Origin of the sequence: Caloramator sp. ALD01, from assembly GCF_000472625.1 — a bacterium.
Lineage (GTDB): Bacteria > Bacillota > Clostridia > Clostridiales > Caloramatoraceae > Thermobrachium > Thermobrachium proteoclasticum.
This window is the reverse complement of the sequence record NZ_AXAA01000007.1, coordinates 72963-98130: the sequence shown is the minus strand read 5'-3', so window position 1 is coordinate 98130 and position 25168 is coordinate 72963. Positions and strand designations below refer to the sequence as shown.

The window sequence follows — 25168 nt, the reverse complement described above, 5'->3', positions numbered from 1 at the left end:
TTTATGAAAAAGCCAACTATATATTATGTTAAGGCAGGGCTTATTGCAGCACTTTATGTTGTGTTAACACTACCCTTTGCAAATTTTTCATTTGGGCCTATACAATTTAGGGTATCTGAGGCACTAACAATTTTGCCTTTATTTGAAACATCAGCAATACCTGGGCTTTTTATAGGTTGTATGCTATCTAATATTTTTGGCGGATTTGGGTTAATAGATATAGTTTTTGGAAGTTTAACGACTTTAGCAGCAGCTTATTTAACATCAAAGGCACCTAATAAATATATAGGTGTTTTACCACCAATTCTTTTAAATGCATTAATTATACCAATTTGGGTAAGTAAAATGTCAAATACTCCATACATAGCAACAGTTGGTACAATTGGTTTTGGAGAATTTGTTTCAGCTGGTATATTAGGAGTTATACTTGCTACTGCAATTGAAGTTTTGACAAAAAAACACACACGTTGACAATCATATTCATTTTTCGTAAAATAAATATGATTATTATATAGGATATCGTTATGATATCCTATTTATTTTTTTGTTATGGAGGGACATAGATGAACAATTTAAACATAAGAAATGTAGCAATAATCGCACACGTAGACCACGGAAAGACTACACTTGTGGATGCAATGTTAAAACAAAGCGGAATCTTTAGAAGCAACGAAAAGGTAGAAGAGAGAGTAATGGATTCTAATGATTTAGAACGTGAAAGAGGCATTACAATTCTTGCTAAAAACACTTCAGTATATTACAATGACATAAAGATAAACATTGTTGATACTCCTGGGCACGCTGATTTTGGAGGAGAAGTAGAGAGAGTTTTAAAGATGGTAGATGGAGTACTGTTACTTGTTGATGCCTTTGAAGGGGTTATGCCTCAGACAAGATTTGTTTTAAGAAAGGCACTTGAATTGAAACTAAAGCCTATAGTTGTAGTTAATAAGATAGACAGGCCTGATGCAAGACCTTTAGAGGTTGTTGATGAAGTTTTAGATTTATTTATCGAACTTGGTGCAGATGATGAACAATTAGAGTTTCCTGTAGTTTATTGTTCTGCAAAAGAAGGAATTGCAAAATATTCACTTGATGAAGAATCAAATAATTTAAAGCCACTATTTGAAACTTTAGTTGACAATATACCTTCTCCAGAGGGAGATATTAATCTTCCATTACAGATGCTTGTAACTACGATAGATTCAAATGAGTATGTTGGAAGAATAGGAATAGGTAAAGTTTATAGAGGTAGAATAAGGAAAAATCAACAGGTTGCTGTAGTGGGTAAGGATGGTTTAGTTAGAAATGCAAAGGTTGTTACATTATATACATTTAATGGACTAAAGAGGGAAGAGATAGAGGAAGGCGTTGTAGGTGATATAGTCGCAGTTGCAGGAATAAGTGATATAAATATTGGAGAAACAGTATCAGATATTGAAAATGTTGAAGCACTACCCTTTGTTGAGATTGATGAACCTACATTATCTATGACATTTTGTGTTAATGACAGCCCATTTGCAGGTAAAGAGGGAGAATATGTAACAACAAGACATTTAAGGGACAGACTATTTAAGGAACTTGAAACAAATGTTGCACTAAGGGTAAAAGAAACAGATTCACCGGATGCCTTTGAAGTTTCAGGAAGAGGGGAACTGCATTTATCTATTTTGATAGAAACAATGAGACGTGAAGGATATGAGTTCCAAGTATCAAAGCCACAGGTAATATATAAGGAGATAGATGGAGTTTTACACGAACCAATTGAATACTTAACAATAGATGTTCCTGAAGAATTTATGGGGGCGGTAATGGAAAAATTAGGTACAAGAAAAGCAGAAATGGTTAATATGACATCAGCAATTAATGGATATGTAAGGTTAGAGTTTAAAATACCAGCAAGAGGATTAATAGGATATAGAAATGAATTCTTAACAGATACTAAGGGTAATGGAATAATGAATCACGTATTTAATGGCTATGAACCATATAAGGGGGATATACAAGAGAGAAGTAGAGGAATGCTTGTTGCTTTTGAGACAGGTGAAGCTGTAACTTATGGATTGTACAATGCACAGGAGAGAGGTACGTTATTTATTACACCTGGTACACCAGTATATCAAGGTATGATAGTTGGTATGTGTTCAAGAAATGAGGATATAGATGTTAATGTATGTAAAAAGAAGCACGTAACAAATATGAGAGCAGCAGGTTCTGATGAAGCTTTAAAATTATCTCCACCAATGGAGCTTACGTTGGAAAAATGTATAGAACTTATTTCATCTGATGAACTTATTGAAGTTACACCAAAAAGTATTAGAATGAGGAAAAAAATATTAGATTCAACAATGAGAAAGAGGGAAGCTGCAAGAAAAAAGCAATAGGAGGTTTTTGGGTTTATGGGTAAAAGTAAAAAGATTTTCATTGTGTTTCTTTTGATTATGGCAGTTGTTCTGGGAAGTATATACTATGTGATAAATGTTCCAATGTCTAAGACAAATAATAAGGGAGTAGATTTCAGAATTGGAACGAAGGCGGATATAGACTTTGTTGCAAAGAGTTTAAAAAAGAAGGGGTTAGTTAGAAGTTATCTTGTTGCTAAATACTATTTTAAGCTAAATAACTTGAAACTTAATGTAGGACCATATGAATTCAATCAAACTATGTCTTTAAAGAAAATATTTAATATGATAAATAACGGTGAAACTGATAAAAATATTATTATGGTAACAGTTCCTGAGGGATTTACGGTAAAACAAATAGCAGAAAAATTAAAAAGCTTAGAGATAATAAAAGATATTGATTCTTTTTTAGAAGAAGCTCAAAATGGCAGTTTTAATTATGAATTTTTAGATGGGATCAAAGATAGACCTTCAAGACTTGAAGGATATCTTTTCCCTGATACATACGAAATAAAAAAAGGAATGTCTAATTATGAAATTATAAATATTATGTTAAAAAGATTTGATGATGTTTATAAAAAGAATATAAAAGGAAAAATAAAAAAAGAAAATATGACATTAGATGATGTAATTAAATTAGCTTCAATTGTTGAAAGAGAAGCAAAGGTTAAGGAAGAAAGACCAATTATAGCAGCAGTTTTTTATAACAGACTTGAAAAGGATATAAAATTAGAATCCTGTGCAACAGTTCAATATGCTTTAGGAAGAACAAAAGAAAAACTATCCTTTGATGATTTAAAGATAAATTCACCATATAATACTTATATTATAAAGGGTTTACCAATTGGACCTATATGTAACCCTGGTTTAGCTTCAATAGAAGCAGCTTTAAATCCAGCGAATGTTGACTATTTATATTTTTTAGTTGATGAAAGTAAAAGGGATGGTAGTCATTTTTTCACCAAATCCTATGAAGAGTTCTTAAGAAAAAAGCACAGTAATAAATGATTATCTTCTATTTAGTTGGAGGAGATTATGAGTAAAATAGTTCACGATTATGTTGAAGATTATATAAGGGGTTTAATAACTGAGAATAATGAATTATTAAATGAGTTAAGATTGTATGCCGAGGAAAATAATGTTCCGATTGTTCACAAGGAAGTAGCACAATTTCTAAAGGTTATAATTAAGGCAAACAATATTAAAAGAATTCTTGAGGTTGGAACTGCAATTGGGTATTCAGCACTTTTAATGGCTGATGCTGCAGGAAGTGATTGTGAAATTGTAACAATTGAAAGAGATGAAAATATGTATAATACTGCCTTAGAAAATATAAAAAGGGCAAAGGCAGAAGAAAAAATAAAAATAATTAAGGGAGATGCCCTTGAGGTTTTAGATAAATTAGATGGTAAATATGATATGATATTTATTGATGGAGCAAAGGGACATTATAGTGAAATGCTTAATAAAATAAATAGACTTTTAAAATTAAATGGAATTGTATTTGCTGATAACGTTTTATTTAGAGGTATGGTTTGTTCAAATGAACTGCTCATAAGGAGAAAAATAACAATTGTAAAAAGGATGCGTAAGTATCTTAAGGAAATATCTGATTCATCAACATTTGAAACAGTTGTTCTTCCTGTTGGAGACGGGGTGGCCTTGAGCACCAAAATAAAGGAGGAATTATAATGAAGAGGGTAGAATTATTAGCACCAGCTGGTAATTTAGAAAAGTTGAAGACAGCATTTGTTTATGGAGCAGATGCAGTTTATATAGGTGGGGAAAATTTTAGCCTAAGAGCTATGGCAGATAACTTTACAATTGAGGAAATGAAGGAAGGAATTGAATTTGCACATAATTTAGGTAAAAAGGTGTATGTTACAATAAACATATTCCCTCATAATAATGATTTAATTGGACTTCCTGCGTATATAAAAGCATTAAGGGAGATAAATGTTGATGCTGTGATTGTATCAGATTTAGGTATTTTTTCAATTGTAAAAGAGGTTGCACCAGACTTAGAAGTTCACATAAGTACACAGGCCAATAATACTAATTATAAATCAGCAGAAGCTTGGTATAAATTAGGAGCAAGTAGAGTTGTATTAGCAAGAGAATTAACACTTGATGAAATAAGAGAAATTAGGGATAAAGTCCCAAAAGATTTAGAACTTGAAGCGTTTGTACACGGTGCTATGTGTATATCCTATTCAGGTAGATGTCTTTTGTCAAATTATATGACCAATAGAGATTCAAATAGAGGTATGTGTGCTCATCCGTGTAGATACAAATATTATTTAGTTGAAGAAAAAAGACCTGGACAATATTTTCCTGTCTTTGAGGATGAAAGAGGAACATATATTATGAATTCTCAAGATCTATGTATGATAGAATACATACCTGAGCTAATTAGAGCAGGTATATCAAGTTTCAAGATTGAGGGACGTATGAAGAGTTCCTATTATGTTGCGTCAGTTGTTAAAGCCTACAGGGAGGCGATAGATTCTTATTATGATTTAGGAGATAATTATAAATTCAATCCAAAATGGCTTGAGGATGTATCTAAATCCAGCCATAGAGAATTTTCAACTGGTTTTTATTTTGGAAAACCACAAAAACAAATATATGATAGTTCATCTTATATAAGAACTCACGATATAGTAGGGCTTGTTTTAGATTATGATAAAGAGACAAAAATGGCAACAATAGAGCAAAGAAATAGAGTATTTAAAGGAGAAAAGGTTGAAATATTAACTTCAAAGGGATCAAATTTTGAATTAACTATAGATAATATGTGGAACGAGGAAGGACAAGAAATTGAAGTTGCACCTCATCCACAGATGATATATAAAATAAAGTCAGAAAAAGAATTAAAGCCATACGATATGTTGGTAAAAGAGAAAGGGGATTGAAATGAGTAGACCTATAATTATTGGTATTGCAGGAGGAACAGGTTCTGGTAAAAGTACGGTAGCACAGGAGATTTATAATAGTCTCCCAGAAGAGAGCATTGCAGTTATAGAACAGGATAATTATTACAAAGATCAAAGCCATCTTTCATTTGAGGAAAGAATAAAAACTAATTATGATCATCCAGATGCCTTTGATACAGCCTTGTTACTTGAACACCTAAAAAAGTTGTCAATGGGAGAGGCAATAGACAAGCCTATATATGATTTTTCAAATCATACAAGAAAAAAAGAAACTGTCAGGGTTGAACCAAGAGACATAATAGTTTTAGAAGGTATTATGATTTTAGTTGAGCCAGAAATTAGAAATATGTTAGATATTAAGATATTTGTAGACACAGATGCTGATGTTAGAATAATAAGAAGAATTAAGAGAGATATAAAAGAGAGAGGAAGGACATTAGACTCTGTTATTGATCAATACATTAATGTGGTTAGACCAATGCATCTACAATTTGTTGAACCTACAAAGAGATATGCAGATATAATTATACCTGAAGGTGGATACAATAAAGTAGCAATAGATATTATGATTGCAAAGGTTAATGAAATTGTTAGAAGAAAGCAAGGACTGAAATAATATTTTACTATGATTAGCTCTACAGCAATATTGTAAACTGTCTGTAGAACTATAAATTTTTATAGTTAATGTATAATTATGTATTTATGATTTGAAAAATTTATGATATAATAAAATTACACATAAGATTACTATGAACAAAACCCTCCTGAGCTGCATATAATGTACATAGGCCTATCAGGGGGGTGTTTTATTGATAATAGAAACTATATGTAGCTTTTTAGATGGACTATTTCTACTTGCAGGCTATATAACAAATGGGACTTCATTTCCAAAACCCCTCACCGAAGAGGAAGAAAAGAGATTGTTTAATGAATATAAAAATGGTAATCAACAGGCAAAAGCAGAACTTATTACAAGAAATTTAAGATTAGTAGCTCACATAATTAAAAAATTTGGACCTATTGGTAAGGATTCTGATGATTTAATTTCTATAGGCACTGTTGGATTAATTAAAGCTATTGAAAGCTTTGATTATGATAAGGGAAACAGACTTGCGACTTATGCTGCAAGATGCATTGAAAACGAGATACTAATGTATATGCGTTCTGTAAAAAAGGTGAAAACAGAGGTATATCTACAGGATCCTATTGGTGTAGATAAAGAGGGGAATGAAATATGCTTGATGGATGTTTTAGGTACTGAAAGTGATAAAATATTGGATGAAGTAGAAAGTAAAATTTCTATTAGAAAACTCTATAGGATTATAGATAAGGTTCTAGAAGAAAAGGAGAAAATAATAATAAAGCTCCGCTATGGATTATGTGGAGAACCAAAGACACAGATGGAAATTGCACAGATGTTAGGTATATCAAGGAGTTACGTATCAAGGATTGAAAAAAGAGCACTTAAAAAATTGGCTAAGGAAATGCAAAGATAAAATCTATATAGTGTATTGTTCTATGGTGCCGAGAATTTTAGTTCAAGGCACCTTATTTTTAAAATATCAAAATATTAGTAATTTTATTTAGACATTAGACTGATATTTTGATAAAATATAGAAAAATATAGATAAAGGTGGTAAGTATGAATAATTTATTAAAGCCTGATTATTATTTTAAAAGTATTTATGATATAGATTTAAAGTGGCTAAATAAACAAAATATAAAAAATGTAATTTTAGATATAGATAATACATTGGTTTGTTGGGGTGCTAAACAAATTGATGATAAAGGAAGAACATTTATTGAGGAACTTTTAAAAGAGGGATTTAGAGTATGCCTACTTTCAAATAGTTCAGCAAAACGAGTTAAAAACTTTATTAGTAATGATAAGATTTTATACTATACAGGATTTGGTATAAAACCAATGAAGAAAAAATTCTTAGGTGCAATTAAGCTTTTTGATAACAATATAGAAGAAACTTGCATTATTGGGGATCAAATATTTACTGATATATTGGGAGGTAATAGAGTTGGTATAAAAACTATTCTTGTTGATCCTATAGATTCGAGGGAGTTTATAACGACAAAATTTTTTAGAAGATTAGAAAAGAAGATAAAAGTAGATTTAAGATACAGCTAATATTAGGAGTTTAAATAATAAAATTCCTGTGCATAATTTTATTAGCCTAATTTAGGAGGAGATATATTGAGTAGCACAGGAATTTTATTTAATATAGAAACTAAAATCATAAAAGATAAAAGTAAACTTGATGTGTTAAAAGAATATAAACAAATGAATAGTTGTTCTACAGAGGATGCTCTTTTAGATTTAGGTTTTGTTTTAGAAGAGCAATTGTTAGATGACTTAAAATATAATTTAGGATTGGAAGTAGTGGATTTAGATAAAATTTCAATTAATCAAAAGGCAATTGATTTGGTTTCATCTGAATTAATATTTGAAAATTCTATATTACCCTTTGATGAAGATGGAGATATCATAAAGGTTGCTACATATAAATACATTGATTCAAGTATTATTGAAAAAATAAAACAGGTATCGGGACGAAGAGTTAAATTGTATTTAAGTAGAAGAAGCGATATTAAAATTAATATAGAAAAGCATTATAAGAGTAAAAAAATACTTTATTTAGCAGATAAAGTAGAAGAGAGTATAAGTAAATTAAATACTAATTTATATACCCAGCAGTTAAAGATTAATAATTCACCCGCTATAAATTTGATTGATGATATTTTACATATGGCCGTTAATATTAATGCAAGTGACATACATATAGAACCTATGATAAATAGTTTAAAAATTAGGTTTAGAATTGATGGTGAACTTATTGAAATGTATAGTTTATCAAAAAATATAACTCAATGTGTTATAGGTAGAATAAAGGTTTTAGCAAATATGGATATATCAGAAAAGAGGTTGCCACAGGATGGTAGAATAGTTGTTAATATGGATTCAAAGTTAATAGACTTCAGAGTAAGTTCTATTCCGACAATTCACGGTGAAAAAATTGTTATTAGAGTATTAAAAAAGAATAATATCAATTTAAGTAGATTAGAGTTAGGCTTTAATAAAGCAGAAGAAGATATCATAAGAAGATTGATAATACAAAATAGTGGATTGATTTTAATATGTGGTCCTACAGGTAGTGGTAAGACAACAACCTTATATTCAATTTTAAATGATTTAAATGGTAAGAATAAAAATATTATTACTATAGAGGATCCTGTTGAATATATGATAGATGGAATTAATCAAATAAACATAAATCCTAAAATAGGATTGGATTTTTCAAGCTGTCTTAAGGCTGTCTTAAGGCAAGACCCAGATATTATAATGGTAGGTGAAATTAGAGATTTAGATACAGCAAGAATAGCACTAAGAGCGGCAATTACAGGACACTTAGTTTTAAGTACAATTCATACCAATGATGTAGCATCTGCTATTTTAAGGCTTGTTGATATGGGGGTAGAAACATATTTAATTTCTTGTGCTGTAAAGGGTATTATCTCACAAAGATTAGTTAGAAAAATCTGTCCATACTGTAGGGTTGCTTATTATGCAACAGAATATGAAAAGAAAATATTAGAATTAGATGATAAAGAGGATATTTTGTTAAGTAGAGGAGTTGGTTGTAAGGAATGTAATGGCAGTGGATATATGGGTAGAATAGGTGTATTTGAGGTAATAGAAATTGATAAAGAGATTAGAAATATGATAATTAAAAATCATAATATTGACATATTAAGGGATTTGTGTATTAATAAAGGTATGAAAACTTTGAAAAATTCCTGTAGAGAAATGGTTATATCTAAAATAACAACTATAGATGAAATGGTAAAAATCATTTCTAATATTGATTAGGGGATACAAAGGGAGGATAGATATGCTAAGATTTCAAGAATTGTTAGAGAAAGTTGTAGAAATAGGAGCGTCAGATTTACACATCACAGTTGGAATCCCTCCAACGGCGAGAGTAAATGGTTCTTTAGTTCAAATAACTGATGAAAAATTAACAACAGAAATGGCAGAACATTATGTTAAGGAGGTTTTAAGTGAAGAGCAATATAAAAAGTATTTAGAAGTTGGGGAATTGGATTTTTCTTATTCAATTCAAGGTATTGGCAGATTTAGAGTAAATGCTTTTAGACAAAGAGGTAGTGATGCAATGGCATTAAGGGCAGTTGCAGCCCAGGTACCTACACTTGAAAAACTTAATATGCCTTCAGTTCTTAAAGAACTTACAAATAAAACAAGAGGACTTATATTAGTAACAGGCCCTACAGGAAGTGGTAAGTCAACAACGCTTGCAGCAATGATTAATGAAATAAATCAAAACAGAAGTTGCCATATAATTACTCTTGAAGATCCTATTGAATATCTTCACAAGCATAAAAAAAGTATAGTTAACCAAAGGGAAATTGGACACGACTCAAAGTCCTATGCTAACGCACTTCGTGCAGCATTAAGAGAGGACCCAGATGTAATATTAGTTGGTGAGATGAGAGATTTAGAGACAATTTCAATTGCTATAACAGCGGCTGAAACAGGTCACTTAGTTTTATCAACTTTACATACAATTGGTGCCTCAAAAACTGTTGACAGAATAGTGGATGTTTTTCCACCTTATCAACAACAACAGATAAAAGTTCAACTTTCTGCTGTTTTAGAGGGAGTAATATCGCAGCAACTAATAAAAAGAGCAGATGGAAATGGACGTGTTTGTGCTATGGAGATAATGGTTGCGACTCCAGCTATAAGAAATCTAATAAGAGAAGGAAAAACTCATCAAATAGATTCAGCAGTTCAAACAGGTGCAAAGTATGGAATGAAAACAATGGATATGTCTCTTGTAGAACTTTACAAAAAAGGTTTAATAACTTATGAAGATGCACTTAATTATTCAGTTGATAGAGATATTGTTATGAGGCTTTTAAATCTATAGTTTTTGGCTGTGGGGTGTTTGTATGCCAAAATACTTTAATAGAGAAAAAATAATAAAGGATAAATTATTAAGTAGATTAATACAAACTGAAGGTATTGAGGTAACAGACACTGTTCTTAAAAGGAGCAGTGTCTCTCCTATTTTTAATATAAAAAAGATAGATATAAAATTTGAAAGAAAATTGAATAGTAAGGATTTTTATTTTATATGCAAGCAATTACATATTTCAAGTCAATCGGGTTTAGATATTTTAAGAACTATTGAGCTTTTGATTGAACAATCAGAAGGAAGGCTAAGAAATGTTTTTGAAGATGTTTATAGCAATGTACAGACTGGATTGCCGTTATCTAAAGCCTTTGAAGATACTAAAAAATTCCCATATTTTTTTATTAATATGATAAGGGTTGGTGAATTAAGTGGCAATTTAGAGGAAATCTTTAGTATGCTGTCAGATTACTACTATAAACAATACTCGTTAAGTAATAAGATTAAACAGGCAACCGCGTATCCAAAGTTAGTATTTGTATTGACAATAACCATTATGATGGCTCTATTTAATAAAATTATACCTATGTTTTCAGATATATTATATCAATTTAATAAACAAGAAGTTCCCTTACCTACTCAAATTGTTATTAAAACATCATATTTTATAAGAGAATACCAAATAGCTATTTTAAGTTTTTTGATATTATTATTCTTAATTTTAAAAATTAATAAAAGAATAGATTCAGCAAACAAGGCAAAGGAGTATATATCTATTAATTTACCTATTATTAAGAAAATAAATGTATTAAATACATCTGTTCAATTCACAGCTATTTTAGCAATGCTAACAAATGGTGGAATTCCAATTGGTAGGTCAATAGAAATATTAACAAATGTAGTTGAAAATAGATTTATAAAAGAGAAGTTTAAAAGGGTAGCTTTAGGGGTTCAAATGGGAGTTAGCCTAAGTGAGTCGCTATCACAGGTTGATTTTTTTCCTAAAATGCTTATAAATATATTAAGAACATCAGAGGAAACGGGTACATTAGATAAAACCTTAAAAAATATGTCTGAGTATTACTATCTTGAACTTGATGAGTATATTAAGAGGGTTATGGTTTTTGTAGAACCTACACTAATAATATTAGTTGCAGTACTGATAGGATTTATAGTTATGGCTTTGATGTTACCAATATTTAAGATTTATAGAAGCATAATTTAAAGTTTAAACCATAAAAACCTGTCAATAATTATTATTGAAATTATTGACAGGGAGGTATCTATATGAAAAAAAAGAAGGGTTTTACACTAATTGAGCTTATTGCAGCAATAGCCATAATTGGTATTTTGGCAGCAACCTTAATACCAGAAGTAACAAGCTATACTGTAAATGCAAAAAATACTAAACTTAGGTCTGAGGCAAGGATGCTTTTAAATGCAATTGAACTTTATAATGCCTCTGTTCAGGGAACGACTAATGGAGAATTAAATGCAAACACACAAATATCAGATTTATCAATTGATGCAAACAATCCTAATGCGACTGGACTTAAAAATTTGATTGATAAACTTACAGAAAAAAACAGTGAGTTATTAAATTATACTATCAATGAATTAAAAGCCCTTGTAGAAGAAGGTACTTTAAAACCAGTAGCAAATCAAAATTAATAAATCTAATCTGGAGGGGAGTTTATGGAAACTACATATTTTATTTTTTCTATAATTTTTGGACTGATTATAGGTAGTTTTTTAAATGTATGCATATATAGAATTCCAAGGGAGGAATCAATAGCATATCCACCATCCCACTGTACAAATTGTGGATATAAATTAAGGTGGTATGATTTAATTCCAGTAATTAGCTATGTCATTTTAAAAGGGAGATGTAGAAGTTGCAGGCAAAGGATTTCAATTATTTATCCAATTATTGAAATTATGACAGCTATTTTGTTTGGAGTACTCTATATAAAGTTTGGAATTAGTATTGCCTTTTTTAAATATGCAGTATTGTTTTGTTTTTTAATAGTTATTGGTACAATTGATTATTTAACTCAAGATGTATATTTTAATACAACATTAATGGGAATATTGTTTGGTATTTTTTTTGTTATTTTAGAAAAGTATTATTTAAATATTCCAATAAAAAGCAGCATATTAGGAGGTTTACTTGGAGCTTTATTTATAGGAGCAATAGTGTTTTTAACAAAGGCTATGGGTGAAGGCGATATTGAAATTTGTCTGCTATGTGGAATCTATTTAGGCTTTATAAATACATTTTTAATGCTCCTTTTATCCTTTATAATTGGAGGGGTTGTAGGCCTACTACTTATACTTTTTAAGATAAAGGGAAGAAAGGATTATATACCATTTGGACCTTTTATTTCGTTAGCCACAATTATAGTTGTTTTATTTGGTGATGTGATAATTAACTGGTATATATCACTCTTTTAAAGAAGGGATATTTTGAATAAAAGAGGTTATACATTAATTGAAATAATATGTACTATAGCTATTATAATAATTTCCTTAAGTGTGATTAATTTGGATTTAAATTTGTTTAAGAAGGATATATTAGATAGTACTATTGAGACTATAATTACTGATATGCAGGAGGCAAAAATGCTGGCAATAAACAGCAGAATAAATGAGGTTAAGGTGTTTTTTACATTAGATGAATATCAACACGATTTTAATGGCTATGAAATATACATTGGAGGACAAAATAGAAAGGTATTAAAGAAAAGAAGACTAAATAAGGATTATATAATTAGTAGGGTTAAAAGCACTATTCCTGAAAACGGAATAGTTATTTTTAAACCAGATGGTAATATATCTCCTCACGCCTGTACTATATCAGTTTATGATAAAAATACTAATAAATTTAGAAATATTACATTAACGATAGGATACACAAGGATTATGGAGGTTAAGTGATAAGTTTGAAAAAAAAGGGTTTTACTCTAATAGAAGTTGTATGTGTATTAATGTCAATTGCTATTTTAATCCCAGTTATAGCAGAAATAAATATGAGCAATATAATTTTATATAGTAAAAATAGAGATAACAATAATATGTATTTAATTGCGATGTCCCTTTGTGAGATGTATAAAAAGAGTAATACTTATTATGATGATTTAAAATGCAATATATATTTAAATTCTTCTTATGAACTTTTAGATACAATTGACCAAAATATATTTAGTTTAAACAAGGATAATAGTGAAAGATTTATTGTTATTCTTCAGTTTAAATATCTTGATACTAATCTTTATCAATTAAGTGTTGAGGTTAAGGATAGGGTAAATGGAGATTCTTTAAAATTATCAAGTTATAAATAGGTGATTTATTGATGAAGAAAAAAGGATTTACATTAATTGAATCTATTGTAGCTCTTTTTATATTTTTAATTATAGTGTTTATTTCATTGGATTTTTATAGCTTTACTATTGGTATAAACAAAAAGGTAGGTAAAGATAACTCAGATATAATAAATGCTACTATTGCATTAGATTTTATTTCTGATAAAATAAGGACTGACAAAATACAGCTAATAAATTCGATGAATAAAAATAGATTGGAGATTTTTAAGACATCCGATGGAGGTATTTTATATATAAAAAATGGAATTTTAAGATTTAATGTAGATTCGCAACAAATAGTGCCTCAAATAGATTATGTTTTGGTTGAGAAAAAGTCAGAAAAATTATATAAGATAACTATAACAACAAGTTTAAATAATAAGTACACTTGCTTTATAGGTGAAGCATATGAAAAGTAGAGGTAGTGTAGCAACATATTATATACTTATTGCATTCTTGCTTATTACATTAGTATTTATGACTACATCGATTTTGATGAGTTCTAATATAATTCAAAATAGTACACTTTTATCAGAACAAGCCTACAACAATGCTGAAGCGGGGTTGCTTTATGTTTATAGGAATATAATTAAAGTGGAAGGAGAAATAGCAAAAGATAGAACAGTTGTCTTAAATTTTGATAATAATAACAGTGTTGAGGTGGTTTTTAAAAATAAAAAATATGAGAAAAAGTATACTATATCTGTAAAAGGTAGATGTGGTACATACATAAAATCCATTTATAAAGAAATAAGTTATAAATAATCTTAAGTTAATTTTATTAAAACATTAAGTTTATATATTGATTTTTATTTCAATATTTATAGATTTACTCAAGATAAATTAATTATATAATAAAGGTGATGCTTTATGAATATTGTATTGATAGGTATGCCAGGATGTGGAAAAACAACATTGGGTAATATTTTGGCACAAAGGTTAGGCATACCTTTTTTTGATTCAGATAAAGTTTTAATTGATACTTATGGAGAAAGCATAGAGGAGATGTTCCATAAAGGAGAAGCTTATTTTAGGCAAAAGGAATCAAAAATAATTGAAATACTATCAAAAAAGGACAGATGTGTCATATCAACTGGAGGAGGAGTAGTTTTAAATTATAATAATATATTAAATCTTAAAAAGAATGGTGTAATTATATTTATAAATAGAAATATAGAAGATATAAGTAATACATTGAGTTTGGAGGGTAGACCGATTATAAAAGACAAAAATAAACTGTATGAACTTTATGAGCAAAGAATAAGTCTATATAAAAATTATTGTGATTATGAAGTTGAAAATTATAATTTAGAAGAAACAATTGATAAAATATTAGAAATATGCAAAACATATATTTAAAGCATTTAAAGGGAGGATAATATGACAGCAAAATTTGGACCATCTGGTAACTCAAAAGGTTTTTATGATGAAGGGTATAAATCTTCAGTAGATATGCCAAAATGGTTAAAGGAAAAGGGACTTGATGCTTATGAGTATTCCTTTGGACGAGGAATCAACATAGGATTTGAAACAGCTGAAAAGATTGGTAATGCTGCCTTTGAAAACAATATACTTCTTTCTATACACAGTCCATACTATATAAATTTTGGGAGTTCTGATGTTGAAATGCAGGATAAATCCCAAGAATATTTAAGAAAAACCTTAATACTTGCTGATAAAATGAGGGCTGATCGTGTAGTTTTGCATCCTGGTTCAGTAGGTAAAATCTTAAGAAAACAGGCCTTTGAAAATTTAGTTGTAGCTATAAAAAAATCATTAATTATGCTTAAGGAATTAAACCTATACGGTAAAATTTTTATATGCCCTGAAACTATGGGAAAGAAAAATCAATTAGGTACATTAGATGAAATTTTAGAGATATGCCAGATAGATGAGACATTAATTCCTACAATAGATTTTGGACATATTCATGCATTAGGCAGAGGTGCTATTAATTCAATTGAAGATTACGAATTTATTTTCAACAGAATTGAAAATGCATTAGGTAGATATAGGTTAGATAATCTACACTGCCATTTTAGCAGAATAGAGTTTACGGAGGCAGGAGAAAAAAAGCATTGGACATTTAATGATACACAATATGGACCAGAATTTGAACCATTAGCAGAACTTCTTGTAAAAAGGAAAATATCACCAAGAATTATATGTGAATCAAGAGAAAATATGGCTGAAGATTCACTTAAGATGAAAAAAATATATATAGAATATCTTACTAAATTAAACTATAGTTTGCAATCTGAGCAATAATCTGCTAAAATACTATTGTTATTGTATGTTAAGGGTGATATTATGAAGGTATTGGTTGTAAATGGTCCTAATTTAAATTTATTAGGTGTTAGAGAAAAAGAAATATATGGTAATTTAAGTTATGAAGAGCTGTGTTCTTATATAAAGAAAAATGCAGAGGAATTAAATATACAAGTTGAAATCTATCAGAGTAATATAGAAGGTGAGTTGATTAACTTTATACATAATAATTATAAAGATGCTGATGGATTAATAATAAACTTAGGTGCATATACCCACTATAGCTATGCTTTATATGATTGTATTAGGTCAATAAATAAGCCAACAATAGAAGTACATCTTACCAATATATATGCAAGAGATGAATTTAGACACAAATCCGTTACTGCACCAGCCTGTATTGGTGTAATAACTGGCTTAGGAGAAGTAGGTTATAAAATTGCCTTAATGGCAATAAAAGATATAGGGGGTAACAAAAATGAGTGAAAAGAGATTACAAAAATTTTTAAGCAAGTTTAATGAATTAAATATTGATGCAGCTTTAGTTTATAAGGATGAAAATAGAAATTATCTAAGTGGTTTTACTGGAGATGATAGTTTCTTATTTATTACAAAGGAAAAGGCATATTTTATAACAGATTCAAGATATACTGAACAGGCACAAAATGAAGTAGCTGGTTTTGAAGTTTTAGAATATAAGCCACCAATTTATGATTTTATAAAAATGCTATCAGATAAACACAATATAAAGAGATTAGGTGTAGAAGAAGACAGAATGTCATTTGCCGATTATATTACATATAAGGAAAAACTTGAAGGAGTAGAAATAGTAAAACTTGAACAAACTATAGAAAAGATAAGAATGATTAAAGATGAAGAAGAAATAAAATTAATAGAAACAGCAGCAAGTATAGCAGATAAAGCATTTGAACACATCTTAAATTATATAAGACCTGGTGTTTCTGAAATTGAGGTTGCGTTGGAATTAGAATTTTTTATGAAAAGAATGGGAGCTTCAGCTTTATCATTTCCAACTATAGTAGCATCAGGTAATAGGTCATCATTGCCTCACGGTACAGCTTCAGAAAAAATAATAAATGAAGGAGAATTTGTAACTCTGGATTTTGGATGTGTATATAAAGGTTATTGTTCAGATATGACAAGAACAATTGTTGTTGGTAAAGCAAATGAAAAGCAAAAAGAAATATATAATACAGTATTAGAGGCAAATGAAGCTGCACTTAAGGCTGTAAAGCCTGGAATAAGTTGTTTTGACCTTGACAAAATTGCAAGAGACATTATAGTAGAAAGAGGATATGGTGAAAGATTTGGTCATGGATTAGGACATGGAGTTGGAAGAGAAGTTCACGAATTACCATATGTTAATTTTAGAAGTAAGTTTAATTTAGAAACAGGTATGGTTATAACAGATGAACCAGGTATATATATACCTGGCTTTGGAGGAGTAAGAATTGAGGAATTAGTTCTTGTTACTGAAGATGGATATAGAGTTCTTTCAAAATCACCAAAGCATCTTATTGAACTGTAGTTTATAATTAAAAATTAACTATAAATTTACTATGGAGGGATTATATACAATGATTACAGCAGGAGATTTCAAAAAAGGTTCAACTTTTGAGATGGATGGACAAGTTTATACTGTTATTGAATTTATGCACGTAAAGCCAGGAAAGGGTGCTGCTTTTGTTAGAACAAAACTTAAGAATGTTGTTACTGGAGCAGTTATAGAAAAATCCTTCAGCCCAACAGAAAAGTTCCCAGAAGCAGTAATTGAAAGAAAGGAAATGCAATACCTATACAATGATGGTACTCTATATTATTTTATGGATACTCAAACTTATGACCAAGTACCACTTAACTACGAAAAGGTTGAAGATGCAATTAAGTATCTAAAGGAAAATATGAATGCAATAATCAAGTTCTATAAGGGTGAAGCGTTCTCAGTAGAACCACCAACATTTGTTGAACTTGAAGTTGTTGAAACAGAGCCAGGAGTTAGAGGAGATACTGCAACTAATGCTATGAAGCCTGCAACAGTTGAAACTGGTGCAACATTTATGGTACCTCTATTTATAAACCAAGGTGATATAATTAGAATAGATACAAGAACTGGTGAATATATGTCAAGAGTATAATGCATACTAATAATAGAACAGTGGCTTCGGCCACTGTTAATTAATATATGAAGGAGGAAAAATTATGCAAAATATTAAGGAAAGGGTTGCATATCTAAAGGGATTATCAGATGGTCTGGGAATAACTCACGAAACAAAGGAAGGCAGGCTACTTATTGCTATTATTGATGTTTTAGATGATATAGCAGAATCAATTGAAATGCTTGAGGAAAATCAAAATGAATTAGACGAATATGTAGATGCAATCGATCAAGATTTGGCTGATGTTGAGGACGAAATATTCGAAGACTATGATGATGACGATTATGATGAAGATTTTGAAGATTATGATGATTTTGATGAAAATGGTTTTGTGGAAGTAGAATGTCCTAATTGCCACGAAAAGGTTTATTTAGATAAAGATATGTTTGAAGATGATGATGAAGATGGAGAAATAGTTTGTCCAAACTGTGATAAGCCAATATATTTTGTTGAACACTGCCATTGTGATTCAGAAGAATGTAATTGCGATAAAGAATGAAAAACTTATAAAACATATGTATTCATTTTAGCTCTATGATGGAATGCTTTAAAATCCATCATAGAGCTTTTTTATTATTAGTTTAATTTTTTTGCATATTTTAATGAGGGAAAGACTCCCTCATTTTTTTGTAATAAATAACTTTAATTAAAAATATAATTTGTATTAAGAAAGGGGGAGGGTAGATGAATACATATGAAAAGGAAAAAGTTATACAAACGTTTAAAAAGGATATATTTCCAATACTAACAGAAAGAATTAGGGAACCAATAATTAAAATGAAGAATTTTGGTTTTTATGAAATTGAGGAAATAAGGCTTAGAGCAAATAAACCTCTAATGTTATATAAAAATAATCAAGGTTTTTTTTTAGATGAAAAGGGTGAAATAAAAAGTGAAAATGGTCTTATAGTTACTAAAGATGATATAGAAAAAACATATTTATTAATGTGTGATTATTCGCTTTATACAATGGAGGAGGATATAAAACAGGGTTTTTTAACATTAAAAGGTGGACATCGTGTTGGTATTGCTGGGAAAGTTGTAAGTGAAGGTGGAAAAATCAAGACAATAAAAAATATATCCTGCCTAAATATAAGAATTGCAAAGGAAGTTAAGGGCTGTGCACTAAATTTAGCAAAATCTATATATAAAGATGGTATAAAACATACTCTTATTGTTTCGCCACCTGGATGCGGAAAAACAACAATCCTTAGGGATTTAGTAAGACTATTGAGCAATGGTATAAAGGAAATTGAGTTATCAGGGAAAAAGGTTACTGTTGTTGATGAAAGAAGTGAAATTGCATCCTGCTATTTAGGGGTACCACAAAATGATGTGGGTATTAGGACTGATGTATTGGATGGATGCCCAAAGGTTGATGGTTTAATGATGGCAGTAAGAACAATGTCTCCAGATGTTATTGCAGTTGATGAAATAGGAAGTATAAAGGATGCAGAAGCAATTATGGATGCAATAAATACAGGAGTTAAGGTAATATCTACAGTACACGGCAAAGATTTGGATGATGTATTAAAACGAAGAGGAATAAAATTATTGTTTGAAAATGAATGTATAGATGTTGTTGTTTTTTTAAGTAATAGAAATGGGCCAGGTACTATAGAAAATATTATAAAAATAAACTAAAGGGGGATGATAATATGCTTAAGATTTTAGGTGGTTTGATGATTATTTTATCTACTTCAGCTATGGGATATCTTTATTCCTTCGGCTATAAGGAAAGGGTTCGTCAGATTAGAGAACTTCAGTTTTGCATAAATAGTTTATCAAGTGAAATACTGTATTCCTCTAATCCCTTGTGGGTGGCACTTAATAATGTTTCAAAAAACTGTTCTTCACCTTTTAAGGAGCTTTTTAGTAAGATGTCCAACTATTTAAAGGAAAAAAAATTAGAATCAATAGGCGAATGTTTTAATTTAGCCTTCAGTGAATGTAAACAGAATTTATATTTAGAGAAGGAAGATGTAGAAATATTAAATACATTTATACAGGGGCTTGGGAGCAGTGACTTTGAGGGCCATAAGAAAAACTTTAATATTGTTTTAAAAAAGCTTGAAGGGATTGAAAAGGAGGCAGAAGTAACAAAAGAAAAAAATGAAAAACTCTATAAATACTTAGGTGTTTTAGGAGGACTCTTGATTGTTATTATTTTAGTGTAAGGAGGAATTAGGGTATGCAGCTTGATTTAATTGAAATTTTAAAAATAGCTGTATTTGGTATTATATTAGCTATCTTAGATAAGGTATTAGAAAGTGTAGATAAAAAAGAAATTTCAACTTTAGTTTCAATAATTGGTTTAATAATGATTTTAATTATGACAGTTTCTTATATGTCAAATCTATTCAAGAGTTTAGTTGCGATGTTTCATTTATAGAGGGTGATTAGATGGAGATTGTTCAAATTGTTCTTATGGCTTTAATATTGGCTGTAATACTTACTCTATTGAGCAAGGAAAAAAAGGAAATTGCTATACAGGTAAGTATATTATTTGGAATAGTAATTTTCTTTATGATGCTAACTAAATTTACTGTTGTAATTCAAGCTATGCAGGAAATTGCATTAAAGGCAAATATTGATTATACATACGTTAACATTGTATTCAAAATAATAGCTATTTCTTATATTGCCTCCTTTGGTATTGAAATATGCAAAGATATTGGACAATCCTCGTTGGCATCAAAAATTGAATTTGCGGGGAAAATATTAATTTTAGTTATGGCAATACCAATTATAATGGCAGTAATGGAGATGGTGCTAAAATTATTACCGTAGGTGATGAAAATGAAATATAAATACATATTAATTTTTTTAATTATATATATGTGTATACCTATTAAACCTTTGGCTTTAGGTAAAAGTATAGATAGTCCTAATGTTGATCTTCAACAGATAGAAGAGACAGCAAAAATAATACAGCAGAGAAGTGATTATATACCTAATTTTAGTTTTAGTGAACTTGTGGAAGAATATAAAAATACGCACTCATTAAAAGGTGTAATTAAAAATCTTTTAGATGGTTCCAAAAAGTATATTTTTAAAGAGATTCTGGCAAATTCAAGACTGATGATTGAACTTCTTTTTTTAGGTGTGTTTTGTGCTCTTTTGAAGAATTTACAATCCTCTTTTTCAAGTACATCAGTATCTAATATAGCTTTTTATGCCTGCTATTTACTTATAGTTGTAATAATAATTAAGTCTTTTACGTTAATTGTTGCTTTAAGTAGAGATACGATAGAGCAGATGATAAATTTTGTTAATTCCCTTATGCCATCTTTAATGATATTAGTTGCATCAGTTGGTGGTTTTGCTACTGCAACAATGCTTGATCCAGCGATTATGTTCATAAGTAAACTTTTTAGCGATATAATTAAAGATTTTATATTACCTTTAACCTTTTTAATTGTTGTTTTGAATATAGTAAACAATTTAAGTGATGATATAAAGATATCAAAGTTAATAAAGTTGCTTGAACAGACTACTCTTTGGGTATTAGGATTTATTATGACAATTTTTGTTGCCTTTATAACTATTAGAAGTAGCACATCTGCATCAATTGATCAAGTAACATTAAAGACAACTAAATTTATGGTAGATAGCTTTATACCAATAGTAGGTAAATCCTTATCTGATGCAGTAACCACAGTAGCAGGTTACTCAATGATTTTAAAGGATGCAATAAGTGTTGTTGGTCTCGCTGTTATGTTGAGTATATGTATTTTTCCACTTATAAAACTTATAATACTGGCTTTTATTTTTAAATTTGTTGGTGCTATTATGGAGCCTATTGTAGATGGAAAGATAATTGATTGCTTATCATCGGTTGGTGGAGCAATTACCATTTTGTTTTCAAGTATTTTATCCGTTGCGATTATGTTTTTTATAATTATAACTATAATCGCTTCAACAGGTAGACTTTTAATTACGGTAGGGTGATGCAGATGATTAATTTTTTAAAGGGTTGGATAACTACAATAGTTACTTTGATTATATTTTTAACACTTGCTGAATTGATACTTCCTGAGAATTCAATGAAGAAATATTCAAAATTTGTAATTGGAGTAATAGTTATTCTTAACATACTTATGCCTGTGTTTAAATTGTTTGATAAAAGTTTTAATTTGGAATCAAGTATATCATTATACGAAAAAAAGTACGAGCCAATTTTAAACAATAATGAAAATGCAGTTTCTCTTCAAAATAGAATGCAGGAAGTAACTATAAATGAATTTAAAGAAAAGCTTAAGGAGAATATCGAAAAAGATGTATTTAAAAATACAGGTAAAAAAATAACGGTAAAAAGAATTGATGTTAATACAAAAATTGGTTCGGATGATTTTGGAAGTATAAAATATATTGAATTAAAAAAGGACTATTCTTCTGATATAAGACCAGTTGATAAGGTTGTAATAGGAAACAACAACTCGAATAATTTATATGATAATAAAGACAAGGATATTGTTAACTACATTACAAAATCATATAGAATTTCTGAAGAAAATATAGTTTTTGTAAAGTGAGGGATGAGTATGGGTTTTAAATTTAATTTTAAGTTAAATGGAGAAAATATAAAAAAGTATATGATTAATTGTTTGATAGTATGTTTAATAGGTATTTTAATTATGTTGGCAGCAAATATTTTATCTTCAAACTATAGAAGAAATAACAATAATAACGAAGATGCAGAACAAACAAATAGCAAAAATGTAGAAGTTAATTTAAGCACAAGTTATGAAGATAAGATAAAAAGAGAGCTTATTGATATATTATCACAAATTAAGGGTGTAGGCAGAGTCAATGTTATGGTATATTTTGAAGGAAGTACCGAATCGCAGCCTGCTTATAACATAAATGAAAATAACAGAACTATACAGGAAAAGGATAGTCAGGGTGGAACAAGAACAACTAATGAAAATAACAAAAGTATAAATGTGGTTATGATGAATGAAGGAAGTTCACAAAAACCATTTATTTTAAAACAAGTAAATCCATCAATTGGAGGCGTTATAGTTGTAGCAGAGGGTGCTGAAAATCCTATAGTTAAGGAGACAATTAAAAATGCAGTTAAAACAGTCTTGAATTTACCTGCCAATAAAGTTACCGTTGAAGCAATGAAAAAATAGAGAATATAAGTTTTAATAGTTACATATAAATTATTTAGAAATAATATTTTGGGGGGAGTTAAATGGAACAATTTAGAAAACAAACTGCAATAATCGCTGTGTTGGTAGTACTTATTACCTGCTCTGCTTGGTATGCAAAGAAGTTTAATGATCAATCAAAGGGTGTTTCAAATCTAAAGGACAAAACAACTCAAACTTCAAAGAGCAATTCGAACTATTTTGTTGAAGCAAGAAGTGGAAGAGATAATCAATTAAGTATTCATAAGCAGGAACTTGAGAATATCATCAATAACAAGAATTCTACTAAGGAAGCAATAGCACAAGCCCAAGCTAAATTAATATTACTGGCAGATTGGGCAGATAAGCAAGCAAGAGTTGAACAATTAGCAAAGCAGAGAGGTTTTGAGGACGCTGTATGTTTTATCAATGAAAATGGCGTTGAACTTTGTGTAAAGAGTGCAGAGGACTTAACCAGTGAGCAGGCAGCACAACTTATGGATGATGTAGTTAGAACAACAAGTATATCACCAACAAAAATAATTATTAAAAATCAAAAATAATAAAATTTGTAAATAAAACTATTGATTTTATTTAATATTAGTTGTACACTAATATTTGAAGTAATTTGTAAATATTTAGATTTTATATATTCGGGCTTTTAGCCCGAAAATTATTACTTTTTGAAAAATTGGAGGTGGATTTAATGGGTGAGAATACAATTTATACAAATGGAATAGGAGAAGTTGTTATAGCACCTGAAGTGGTTAGTATTATAGCATCGATTGCAGCAACAGAGGTTAAAGGTGTAGTTGGAATGTATGGTGGCTTTACAGAGGAGTTTGTTGAAAAATTTGGTGTAAAGTCATCAAATAAGGGTATTAAAGTTCAAATTAATGAAGAAGGAGAAGTTGTAATTGATTTGAATTTGATAATAGAATATGGTGTTAGAATACCTGATATTGCATTTGAAGTACAACAAAATGTTAAAAGATCAGTAGAGACTATGACTGGATTAAAGGTTTTAGATGTTAATATTCATATTCAGGGAATTAATATCACAAAAGAAAATAAAGAAGAGGAAAAGAAAAATAAATAAGAATGTGAGAGGCTCATATAAATGCGATATAGACAGGCATTGTATGAGCTTCAAATATGAAATAGGGGTGAGCAAATGAATAAACTATTAGGAAGTATTTACATATTAATAGTAACTGCCATTTTGTTTTTTTTGTTTTCAATTTCAGTAGGAGTATATGACTATAGTTATTTTATAAACATATTAGACAAAAATTATAATTCTATATATACTATACTTGTGATTAGTGTATTAATATTAATAAATTTAGTTATTTTAGCAGGGCTTATAAAATCTAATAAAAACAATTTTCATTTAATAAAATATACAACAGAAGGTGAAATCACAATTACCTTTGAAACAATTAAATCGATTGTATATAAAGCTGTATATCAAATAAGGGGATTTAAAGAAATAAAGGTATTTGTGAAACCACAGGGTGATAAAATAAGCATAATGATAAAGGGAGTTATTCTACCAGAGCTTAATATACCTCAAACAGTAATAGAAGTTCAAAAACTTGTAAAGGAAAAGGTTGAGGCTTTAGTCGAAATACCTGTTGAGGAAGTTAAAGTGGTTGTTGAAAATTTATCAACAACTACGAGGCTTCGTTAAAGGAGCGATTTAAATATGAATAGGGAAGCATTCATTAAATTTTTAGTAGAAAATAAGGGGAAAATTTTGGGGGTAGCTATAGGTTTAGCATTTTCAATTCTTGTTTTATTAATAGGTTTTTTTAAAACTGTGTTTATTGTATTTTGTGTTCTTTTAGGTTATTATATTGGCAATAAGATTGATAATAAAGAAAACATATTAGAAACAATAGAGAAAATAATACCAAACGAATGGAAGTAATGGAGGAAT

General features: G+C 29.3%; 34 protein-coding genes. All 34 read left to right on the top strand.

The features are described from left to right. The first annotated feature begins 3 nt into the window (after positions 1–3). The 34 genes from A3M9_RS0105330 to A3M9_RS0105165 all read left to right on the top strand — a co-directional run bounded on the left by A3M9_RS0105330 (position 4) and on the right by A3M9_RS0105165 (position 25159). Positions 4–471: a QueT transporter family protein gene (locus tag A3M9_RS0105330; protein ID WP_027308307.1), complete on the top strand. Its 468-nt coding sequence runs from the start codon at positions 4–6 to the stop codon at positions 469–471. Between the two features lie 92 nt (positions 472–563). Beyond that, on the top strand, positions 564–2384 hold the full coding sequence (typA, locus tag A3M9_RS0105325) for a translational GTPase TypA (RefSeq protein WP_027308306.1): 1821 nt from the start codon (positions 564–566) through the stop codon (positions 2382–2384). 15 nt (positions 2385–2399) lie between these two features. Further along, positions 2400–3410, top strand: coding sequence for an endolytic transglycosylase MltG (gene mltG, locus A3M9_RS13230; protein ID WP_035165904.1), 1011 nt, complete (start codon positions 2400–2402; stop codon positions 3408–3410). Positions 3411–3437: 27 nt separating this feature from the next. Next, positions 3438–4094, top strand: coding sequence for an O-methyltransferase (locus A3M9_RS0105315; protein WP_027308305.1), 657 nt, complete (start codon positions 3438–3440; stop codon positions 4092–4094). Next, positions 4094–5317, top strand: coding sequence for a U32 family peptidase (locus A3M9_RS0105310; protein ID WP_027308304.1), 1224 nt, complete (start codon positions 4094–4096; stop codon positions 5315–5317). Before A3M9_RS0105315 ends, A3M9_RS0105310 begins: the two co-directional genes overlap by 1 nt. A gap of 1 nt (position 5318) precedes the next feature. Beyond that, on the top strand, positions 5319–5954 hold the full coding sequence (gene udk / locus A3M9_RS0105305; protein ID WP_027308303.1) for a uridine kinase: 636 nt from the start codon (positions 5319–5321) through the stop codon (positions 5952–5954). Positions 5955–6147: 193 nt separating this feature from the next. After that, positions 6148–6834 (top strand): RNA polymerase sporulation sigma factor SigK, encoded by a 687-nt coding sequence (sigK, locus tag A3M9_RS0105300; RefSeq protein WP_027308302.1) that lies wholly within the window; start codon positions 6148–6150, stop codon positions 6832–6834. Positions 6835–6980: 146 nt separating this feature from the next. Beyond that, complete coding sequence (locus A3M9_RS0105295) at positions 6981–7478, top strand: YqeG family HAD IIIA-type phosphatase (RefSeq protein WP_027308301.1); 498 nt, start codon at positions 6981–6983, stop codon at positions 7476–7478. Between the two features lie 66 nt (positions 7479–7544). Next, positions 7545–9218, top strand: a complete 1674-nt coding sequence (locus tag A3M9_RS0105290; protein WP_051350608.1) for a GspE/PulE family protein — start codon at positions 7545–7547, stop codon at positions 9216–9218. A 22-nt stretch (positions 9219–9240) separates the two neighbouring features. Next, positions 9241–10299 carry a type IV pilus twitching motility protein PilT gene (locus A3M9_RS0105285; RefSeq protein ID WP_027308299.1) on the top strand — a complete coding sequence of 353 codons (1059 nt, stop codon included), beginning with the start codon at positions 9241–9243 and terminating at the stop codon, positions 10297–10299. A gap of 22 nt (positions 10300–10321) precedes the next feature. Beyond that, the gene (locus A3M9_RS0105280; RefSeq protein WP_027308298.1) at positions 10322–11509 is read left to right on the top strand and encodes a type II secretion system F family protein; all 1188 of its coding nucleotides are present in this window, start codon (positions 10322–10324) and stop codon (positions 11507–11509) included. 62 nt (positions 11510–11571) lie between these two features. Continuing rightward, complete coding sequence (locus A3M9_RS15010; RefSeq protein WP_051350607.1) at positions 11572–11955, top strand: prepilin-type N-terminal cleavage/methylation domain-containing protein; 384 nt, start codon at positions 11572–11574, stop codon at positions 11953–11955. 24 nt (positions 11956–11979) lie between these two features. After that, positions 11980–12738, top strand: a complete 759-nt coding sequence (locus A3M9_RS0105270) for an A24 family peptidase (protein WP_027308297.1) — start codon at positions 11980–11982, stop codon at positions 12736–12738. A gap of 12 nt (positions 12739–12750) precedes the next feature. Further along, positions 12751–13221, top strand: a complete 471-nt coding sequence (locus tag A3M9_RS0105265) for a prepilin-type N-terminal cleavage/methylation domain-containing protein (protein ID WP_027308296.1) — start codon at positions 12751–12753, stop codon at positions 13219–13221. Positions 13222–13226: 5 nt separating this feature from the next. After that, positions 13227–13625 carry a type II secretion system protein gene (locus tag A3M9_RS0105260; protein ID WP_159431461.1) on the top strand — a complete coding sequence of 133 codons (399 nt, stop codon included), beginning with the start codon at positions 13227–13229 and terminating at the stop codon, positions 13623–13625. A gap of 11 nt (positions 13626–13636) precedes the next feature. Beyond that, positions 13637–14065, top strand: coding sequence for a PilW family protein (locus A3M9_RS0105255; protein ID WP_027308294.1), 429 nt, complete (start codon positions 13637–13639; stop codon positions 14063–14065). Next, entirely contained in the window at positions 14055–14411 is a 357-nt protein-coding gene (locus A3M9_RS0105250; protein WP_027308293.1) for a hypothetical protein, read from the top strand. Before A3M9_RS0105255 ends, A3M9_RS0105250 begins: the two co-directional genes overlap by 11 nt. Positions 14412–14516: 105 nt before the next feature. After that, complete coding sequence (locus tag A3M9_RS0105245; protein WP_027308292.1) at positions 14517–15005, top strand: shikimate kinase; 489 nt, start codon at positions 14517–14519, stop codon at positions 15003–15005. Positions 15006–15026: 21 nt separating this feature from the next. Then, the gene (locus tag A3M9_RS0105240; RefSeq protein WP_027308291.1) at positions 15027–15914 is read left to right on the top strand and encodes a TIM barrel protein; all 888 of its coding nucleotides are present in this window, start codon (positions 15027–15029) and stop codon (positions 15912–15914) included. Positions 15915–15956: 42 nt separating this feature from the next. Continuing rightward, entirely contained in the window at positions 15957–16400 is a 444-nt protein-coding gene (gene aroQ, locus A3M9_RS0105235) for a type II 3-dehydroquinate dehydratase (protein ID WP_027308290.1), read from the top strand. Then, positions 16393–17463 carry a Xaa-Pro peptidase family protein gene (locus A3M9_RS0105230; protein WP_027308289.1) on the top strand — a complete coding sequence of 357 codons (1071 nt, stop codon included), beginning with the start codon at positions 16393–16395 and terminating at the stop codon, positions 17461–17463. The genes aroQ and A3M9_RS0105230 overlap by 8 nt, the downstream gene beginning before the upstream one ends. Positions 17464–17512: 49 nt before the next feature. Beyond that, positions 17513–18070, top strand: a complete 558-nt coding sequence (gene efp, locus A3M9_RS0105225) for an elongation factor P (protein WP_027308288.1) — start codon at positions 17513–17515, stop codon at positions 18068–18070. A 64-nt stretch (positions 18071–18134) separates the two neighbouring features. Further along, positions 18135–18590 (top strand): CD1247 N-terminal domain-containing protein, encoded by a 456-nt coding sequence (locus A3M9_RS0105220; RefSeq protein WP_027308287.1) that lies wholly within the window; start codon positions 18135–18137, stop codon positions 18588–18590. Between the two features lie 185 nt (positions 18591–18775). Then, positions 18776–19735, top strand: coding sequence for a stage III sporulation protein AA (gene spoIIIAA, locus A3M9_RS0105215; RefSeq protein ID WP_027308286.1), 960 nt, complete (start codon positions 18776–18778; stop codon positions 19733–19735). Positions 19736–19749: 14 nt separating this feature from the next. Next, positions 19750–20268: a stage III sporulation protein SpoIIIAB gene (gene spoIIIAB / locus A3M9_RS0105210; protein WP_027308285.1), complete on the top strand. Its 519-nt coding sequence runs from the start codon at positions 19750–19752 to the stop codon at positions 20266–20268. A gap of 14 nt (positions 20269–20282) precedes the next feature. Continuing rightward, positions 20283–20483 carry a SpoIIIAC/SpoIIIAD family protein gene (locus A3M9_RS0105205; protein WP_027308284.1) on the top strand — a complete coding sequence of 67 codons (201 nt, stop codon included), beginning with the start codon at positions 20283–20285 and terminating at the stop codon, positions 20481–20483. Positions 20484–20494: 11 nt separating this feature from the next. Beyond that, entirely contained in the window at positions 20495–20881 is a 387-nt protein-coding gene (gene spoIIIAD, locus A3M9_RS0105200; RefSeq protein WP_027308283.1) for a stage III sporulation protein AD, read from the top strand. Positions 20882–20890: 9 nt separating this feature from the next. Beyond that, positions 20891–22042, top strand: coding sequence for a stage III sporulation protein AE (gene spoIIIAE, locus A3M9_RS0105195; RefSeq protein WP_027308282.1), 1152 nt, complete (start codon positions 20891–20893; stop codon positions 22040–22042). 5 nt (positions 22043–22047) lie between these two features. Further along, on the top strand, positions 22048–22626 hold the full coding sequence (gene spoIIIAF / locus A3M9_RS0105190) for a stage III sporulation protein AF (protein ID WP_027308281.1): 579 nt from the start codon (positions 22048–22050) through the stop codon (positions 22624–22626). Between the two features lie 9 nt (positions 22627–22635). Next, positions 22636–23229, top strand: a complete 594-nt coding sequence (gene spoIIIAG / locus A3M9_RS0105185; protein ID WP_027308280.1) for a stage III sporulation protein AG — start codon at positions 22636–22638, stop codon at positions 23227–23229. Between the two features lie 62 nt (positions 23230–23291). Then, positions 23292–23789 carry a SpoIIIAH-like family protein gene (locus A3M9_RS0105180; RefSeq protein WP_027308279.1) on the top strand — a complete coding sequence of 166 codons (498 nt, stop codon included), beginning with the start codon at positions 23292–23294 and terminating at the stop codon, positions 23787–23789. Between the two features lie 143 nt (positions 23790–23932). Next, a complete protein-coding gene (locus tag A3M9_RS0105175) occupies positions 23933–24325 on the top strand; it encodes an Asp23/Gls24 family envelope stress response protein (RefSeq protein WP_027308278.1) in 393 nt (130 codons plus the stop codon). Between the two features lie 75 nt (positions 24326–24400). Continuing rightward, positions 24401–24919 (top strand): alkaline shock response membrane anchor protein AmaP, encoded by a 519-nt coding sequence (amaP, locus tag A3M9_RS0105170; protein WP_027308277.1) that lies wholly within the window; start codon positions 24401–24403, stop codon positions 24917–24919. A 15-nt stretch (positions 24920–24934) separates the two neighbouring features. Next, entirely contained in the window at positions 24935–25159 is a 225-nt protein-coding gene (locus tag A3M9_RS0105165) for a DUF2273 domain-containing protein (RefSeq protein WP_027308276.1), read from the top strand. The last annotated feature ends 9 nt before the right edge of the window (positions 25160–25168 follow it).

What these genes read in the sequence shown, in the direction of transcription:
- A3M9_RS0105180 (WP_027308279.1), top strand. Translation starts at nt 23,292, where the DNA reads ATGGAACAATTTAGAAAACAAACTGCAATAATCGCTGTGTTGGTAGTA.
- typA (WP_027308306.1), top strand. Translation starts at nt 564, where the DNA reads ATGAACAATTTAAACATAAGAAATGTAGCAATAATCGCACACGTAGAC.
- spoIIIAA (WP_027308286.1), top strand. Translation starts at nt 18,776, where the DNA reads ATGAATACATATGAAAAGGAAAAAGTTATACAAACGTTTAAAAAGGAT.
- spoIIIAE (WP_027308282.1), top strand. Translation starts at nt 20,891, where the DNA reads ATGAAATATAAATACATATTAATTTTTTTAATTATATATATGTGTATA.
- A3M9_RS0105255 (WP_027308294.1), top strand. Translation starts at nt 13,637, where the DNA reads ATGAAGAAAAAAGGATTTACATTAATTGAATCTATTGTAGCTCTTTTT.
- efp (WP_027308288.1), top strand. Translation starts at nt 17,513, where the DNA reads ATGATTACAGCAGGAGATTTCAAAAAAGGTTCAACTTTTGAGATGGAT.
- A3M9_RS0105270 (WP_027308297.1), top strand. Translation starts at nt 11,980, where the DNA reads ATGGAAACTACATATTTTATTTTTTCTATAATTTTTGGACTGATTATA.
- aroQ (WP_027308290.1), top strand. Translation starts at nt 15,957, where the DNA reads ATGAAGGTATTGGTTGTAAATGGTCCTAATTTAAATTTATTAGGTGTT.
- A3M9_RS0105285 (WP_027308299.1), top strand. Translation starts at nt 9,241, where the DNA reads ATGCTAAGATTTCAAGAATTGTTAGAGAAAGTTGTAGAAATAGGAGCG.
- A3M9_RS0105295 (WP_027308301.1), top strand. Translation starts at nt 6,981, where the DNA reads ATGAATAATTTATTAAAGCCTGATTATTATTTTAAAAGTATTTATGAT.
- A3M9_RS0105280 (WP_027308298.1), top strand. Translation starts at nt 10,322, where the DNA reads ATGCCAAAATACTTTAATAGAGAAAAAATAATAAAGGATAAATTATTA.
- spoIIIAB (WP_027308285.1), top strand. Translation starts at nt 19,750, where the DNA reads ATGCTTAAGATTTTAGGTGGTTTGATGATTATTTTATCTACTTCAGCT.
- A3M9_RS0105240 (WP_027308291.1), top strand. Translation starts at nt 15,027, where the DNA reads ATGACAGCAAAATTTGGACCATCTGGTAACTCAAAAGGTTTTTATGAT.
- A3M9_RS0105245 (WP_027308292.1), top strand. Translation starts at nt 14,517, where the DNA reads ATGAATATTGTATTGATAGGTATGCCAGGATGTGGAAAAACAACATTG.
- A3M9_RS0105315 (WP_027308305.1), top strand. Translation starts at nt 3,438, where the DNA reads ATGAGTAAAATAGTTCACGATTATGTTGAAGATTATATAAGGGGTTTA.
- A3M9_RS0105220 (WP_027308287.1), top strand. Translation starts at nt 18,135, where the DNA reads ATGCAAAATATTAAGGAAAGGGTTGCATATCTAAAGGGATTATCAGAT.
- A3M9_RS0105330 (WP_027308307.1), top strand. Translation starts at nt 4, where the DNA reads ATGAAAAAGCCAACTATATATTATGTTAAGGCAGGGCTTATTGCAGCA.
- mltG (WP_035165904.1), top strand. Translation starts at nt 2,400, where the DNA reads ATGGGTAAAAGTAAAAAGATTTTCATTGTGTTTCTTTTGATTATGGCA.
- spoIIIAF (WP_027308281.1), top strand. Translation starts at nt 22,048, where the DNA reads ATGATTAATTTTTTAAAGGGTTGGATAACTACAATAGTTACTTTGATT.
- A3M9_RS0105165 (WP_027308276.1), top strand. Translation starts at nt 24,935, where the DNA reads ATGAATAGGGAAGCATTCATTAAATTTTTAGTAGAAAATAAGGGGAAA.
- A3M9_RS0105250 (WP_027308293.1), top strand. Translation starts at nt 14,055, where the DNA reads ATGAAAAGTAGAGGTAGTGTAGCAACATATTATATACTTATTGCATTC.
- A3M9_RS0105205 (WP_027308284.1), top strand. Translation starts at nt 20,283, where the DNA reads ATGCAGCTTGATTTAATTGAAATTTTAAAAATAGCTGTATTTGGTATT.
- A3M9_RS0105175 (WP_027308278.1), top strand. Translation starts at nt 23,933, where the DNA reads ATGGGTGAGAATACAATTTATACAAATGGAATAGGAGAAGTTGTTATA.
- amaP (WP_027308277.1), top strand. Translation starts at nt 24,401, where the DNA reads ATGAATAAACTATTAGGAAGTATTTACATATTAATAGTAACTGCCATT.
- A3M9_RS0105310 (WP_027308304.1), top strand. Translation starts at nt 4,094, where the DNA reads ATGAAGAGGGTAGAATTATTAGCACCAGCTGGTAATTTAGAAAAGTTG.
- udk (WP_027308303.1), top strand. Translation starts at nt 5,319, where the DNA reads ATGAGTAGACCTATAATTATTGGTATTGCAGGAGGAACAGGTTCTGGT.
- A3M9_RS0105230 (WP_027308289.1), top strand. Translation starts at nt 16,393, where the DNA reads ATGAGTGAAAAGAGATTACAAAAATTTTTAAGCAAGTTTAATGAATTA.
- A3M9_RS15010 (WP_051350607.1), top strand. Translation starts at nt 11,572, where the DNA reads ATGAAAAAAAAGAAGGGTTTTACACTAATTGAGCTTATTGCAGCAATA.
- spoIIIAG (WP_027308280.1), top strand. Translation starts at nt 22,636, where the DNA reads ATGGGTTTTAAATTTAATTTTAAGTTAAATGGAGAAAATATAAAAAAG.
- spoIIIAD (WP_027308283.1), top strand. Translation starts at nt 20,495, where the DNA reads ATGGAGATTGTTCAAATTGTTCTTATGGCTTTAATATTGGCTGTAATA.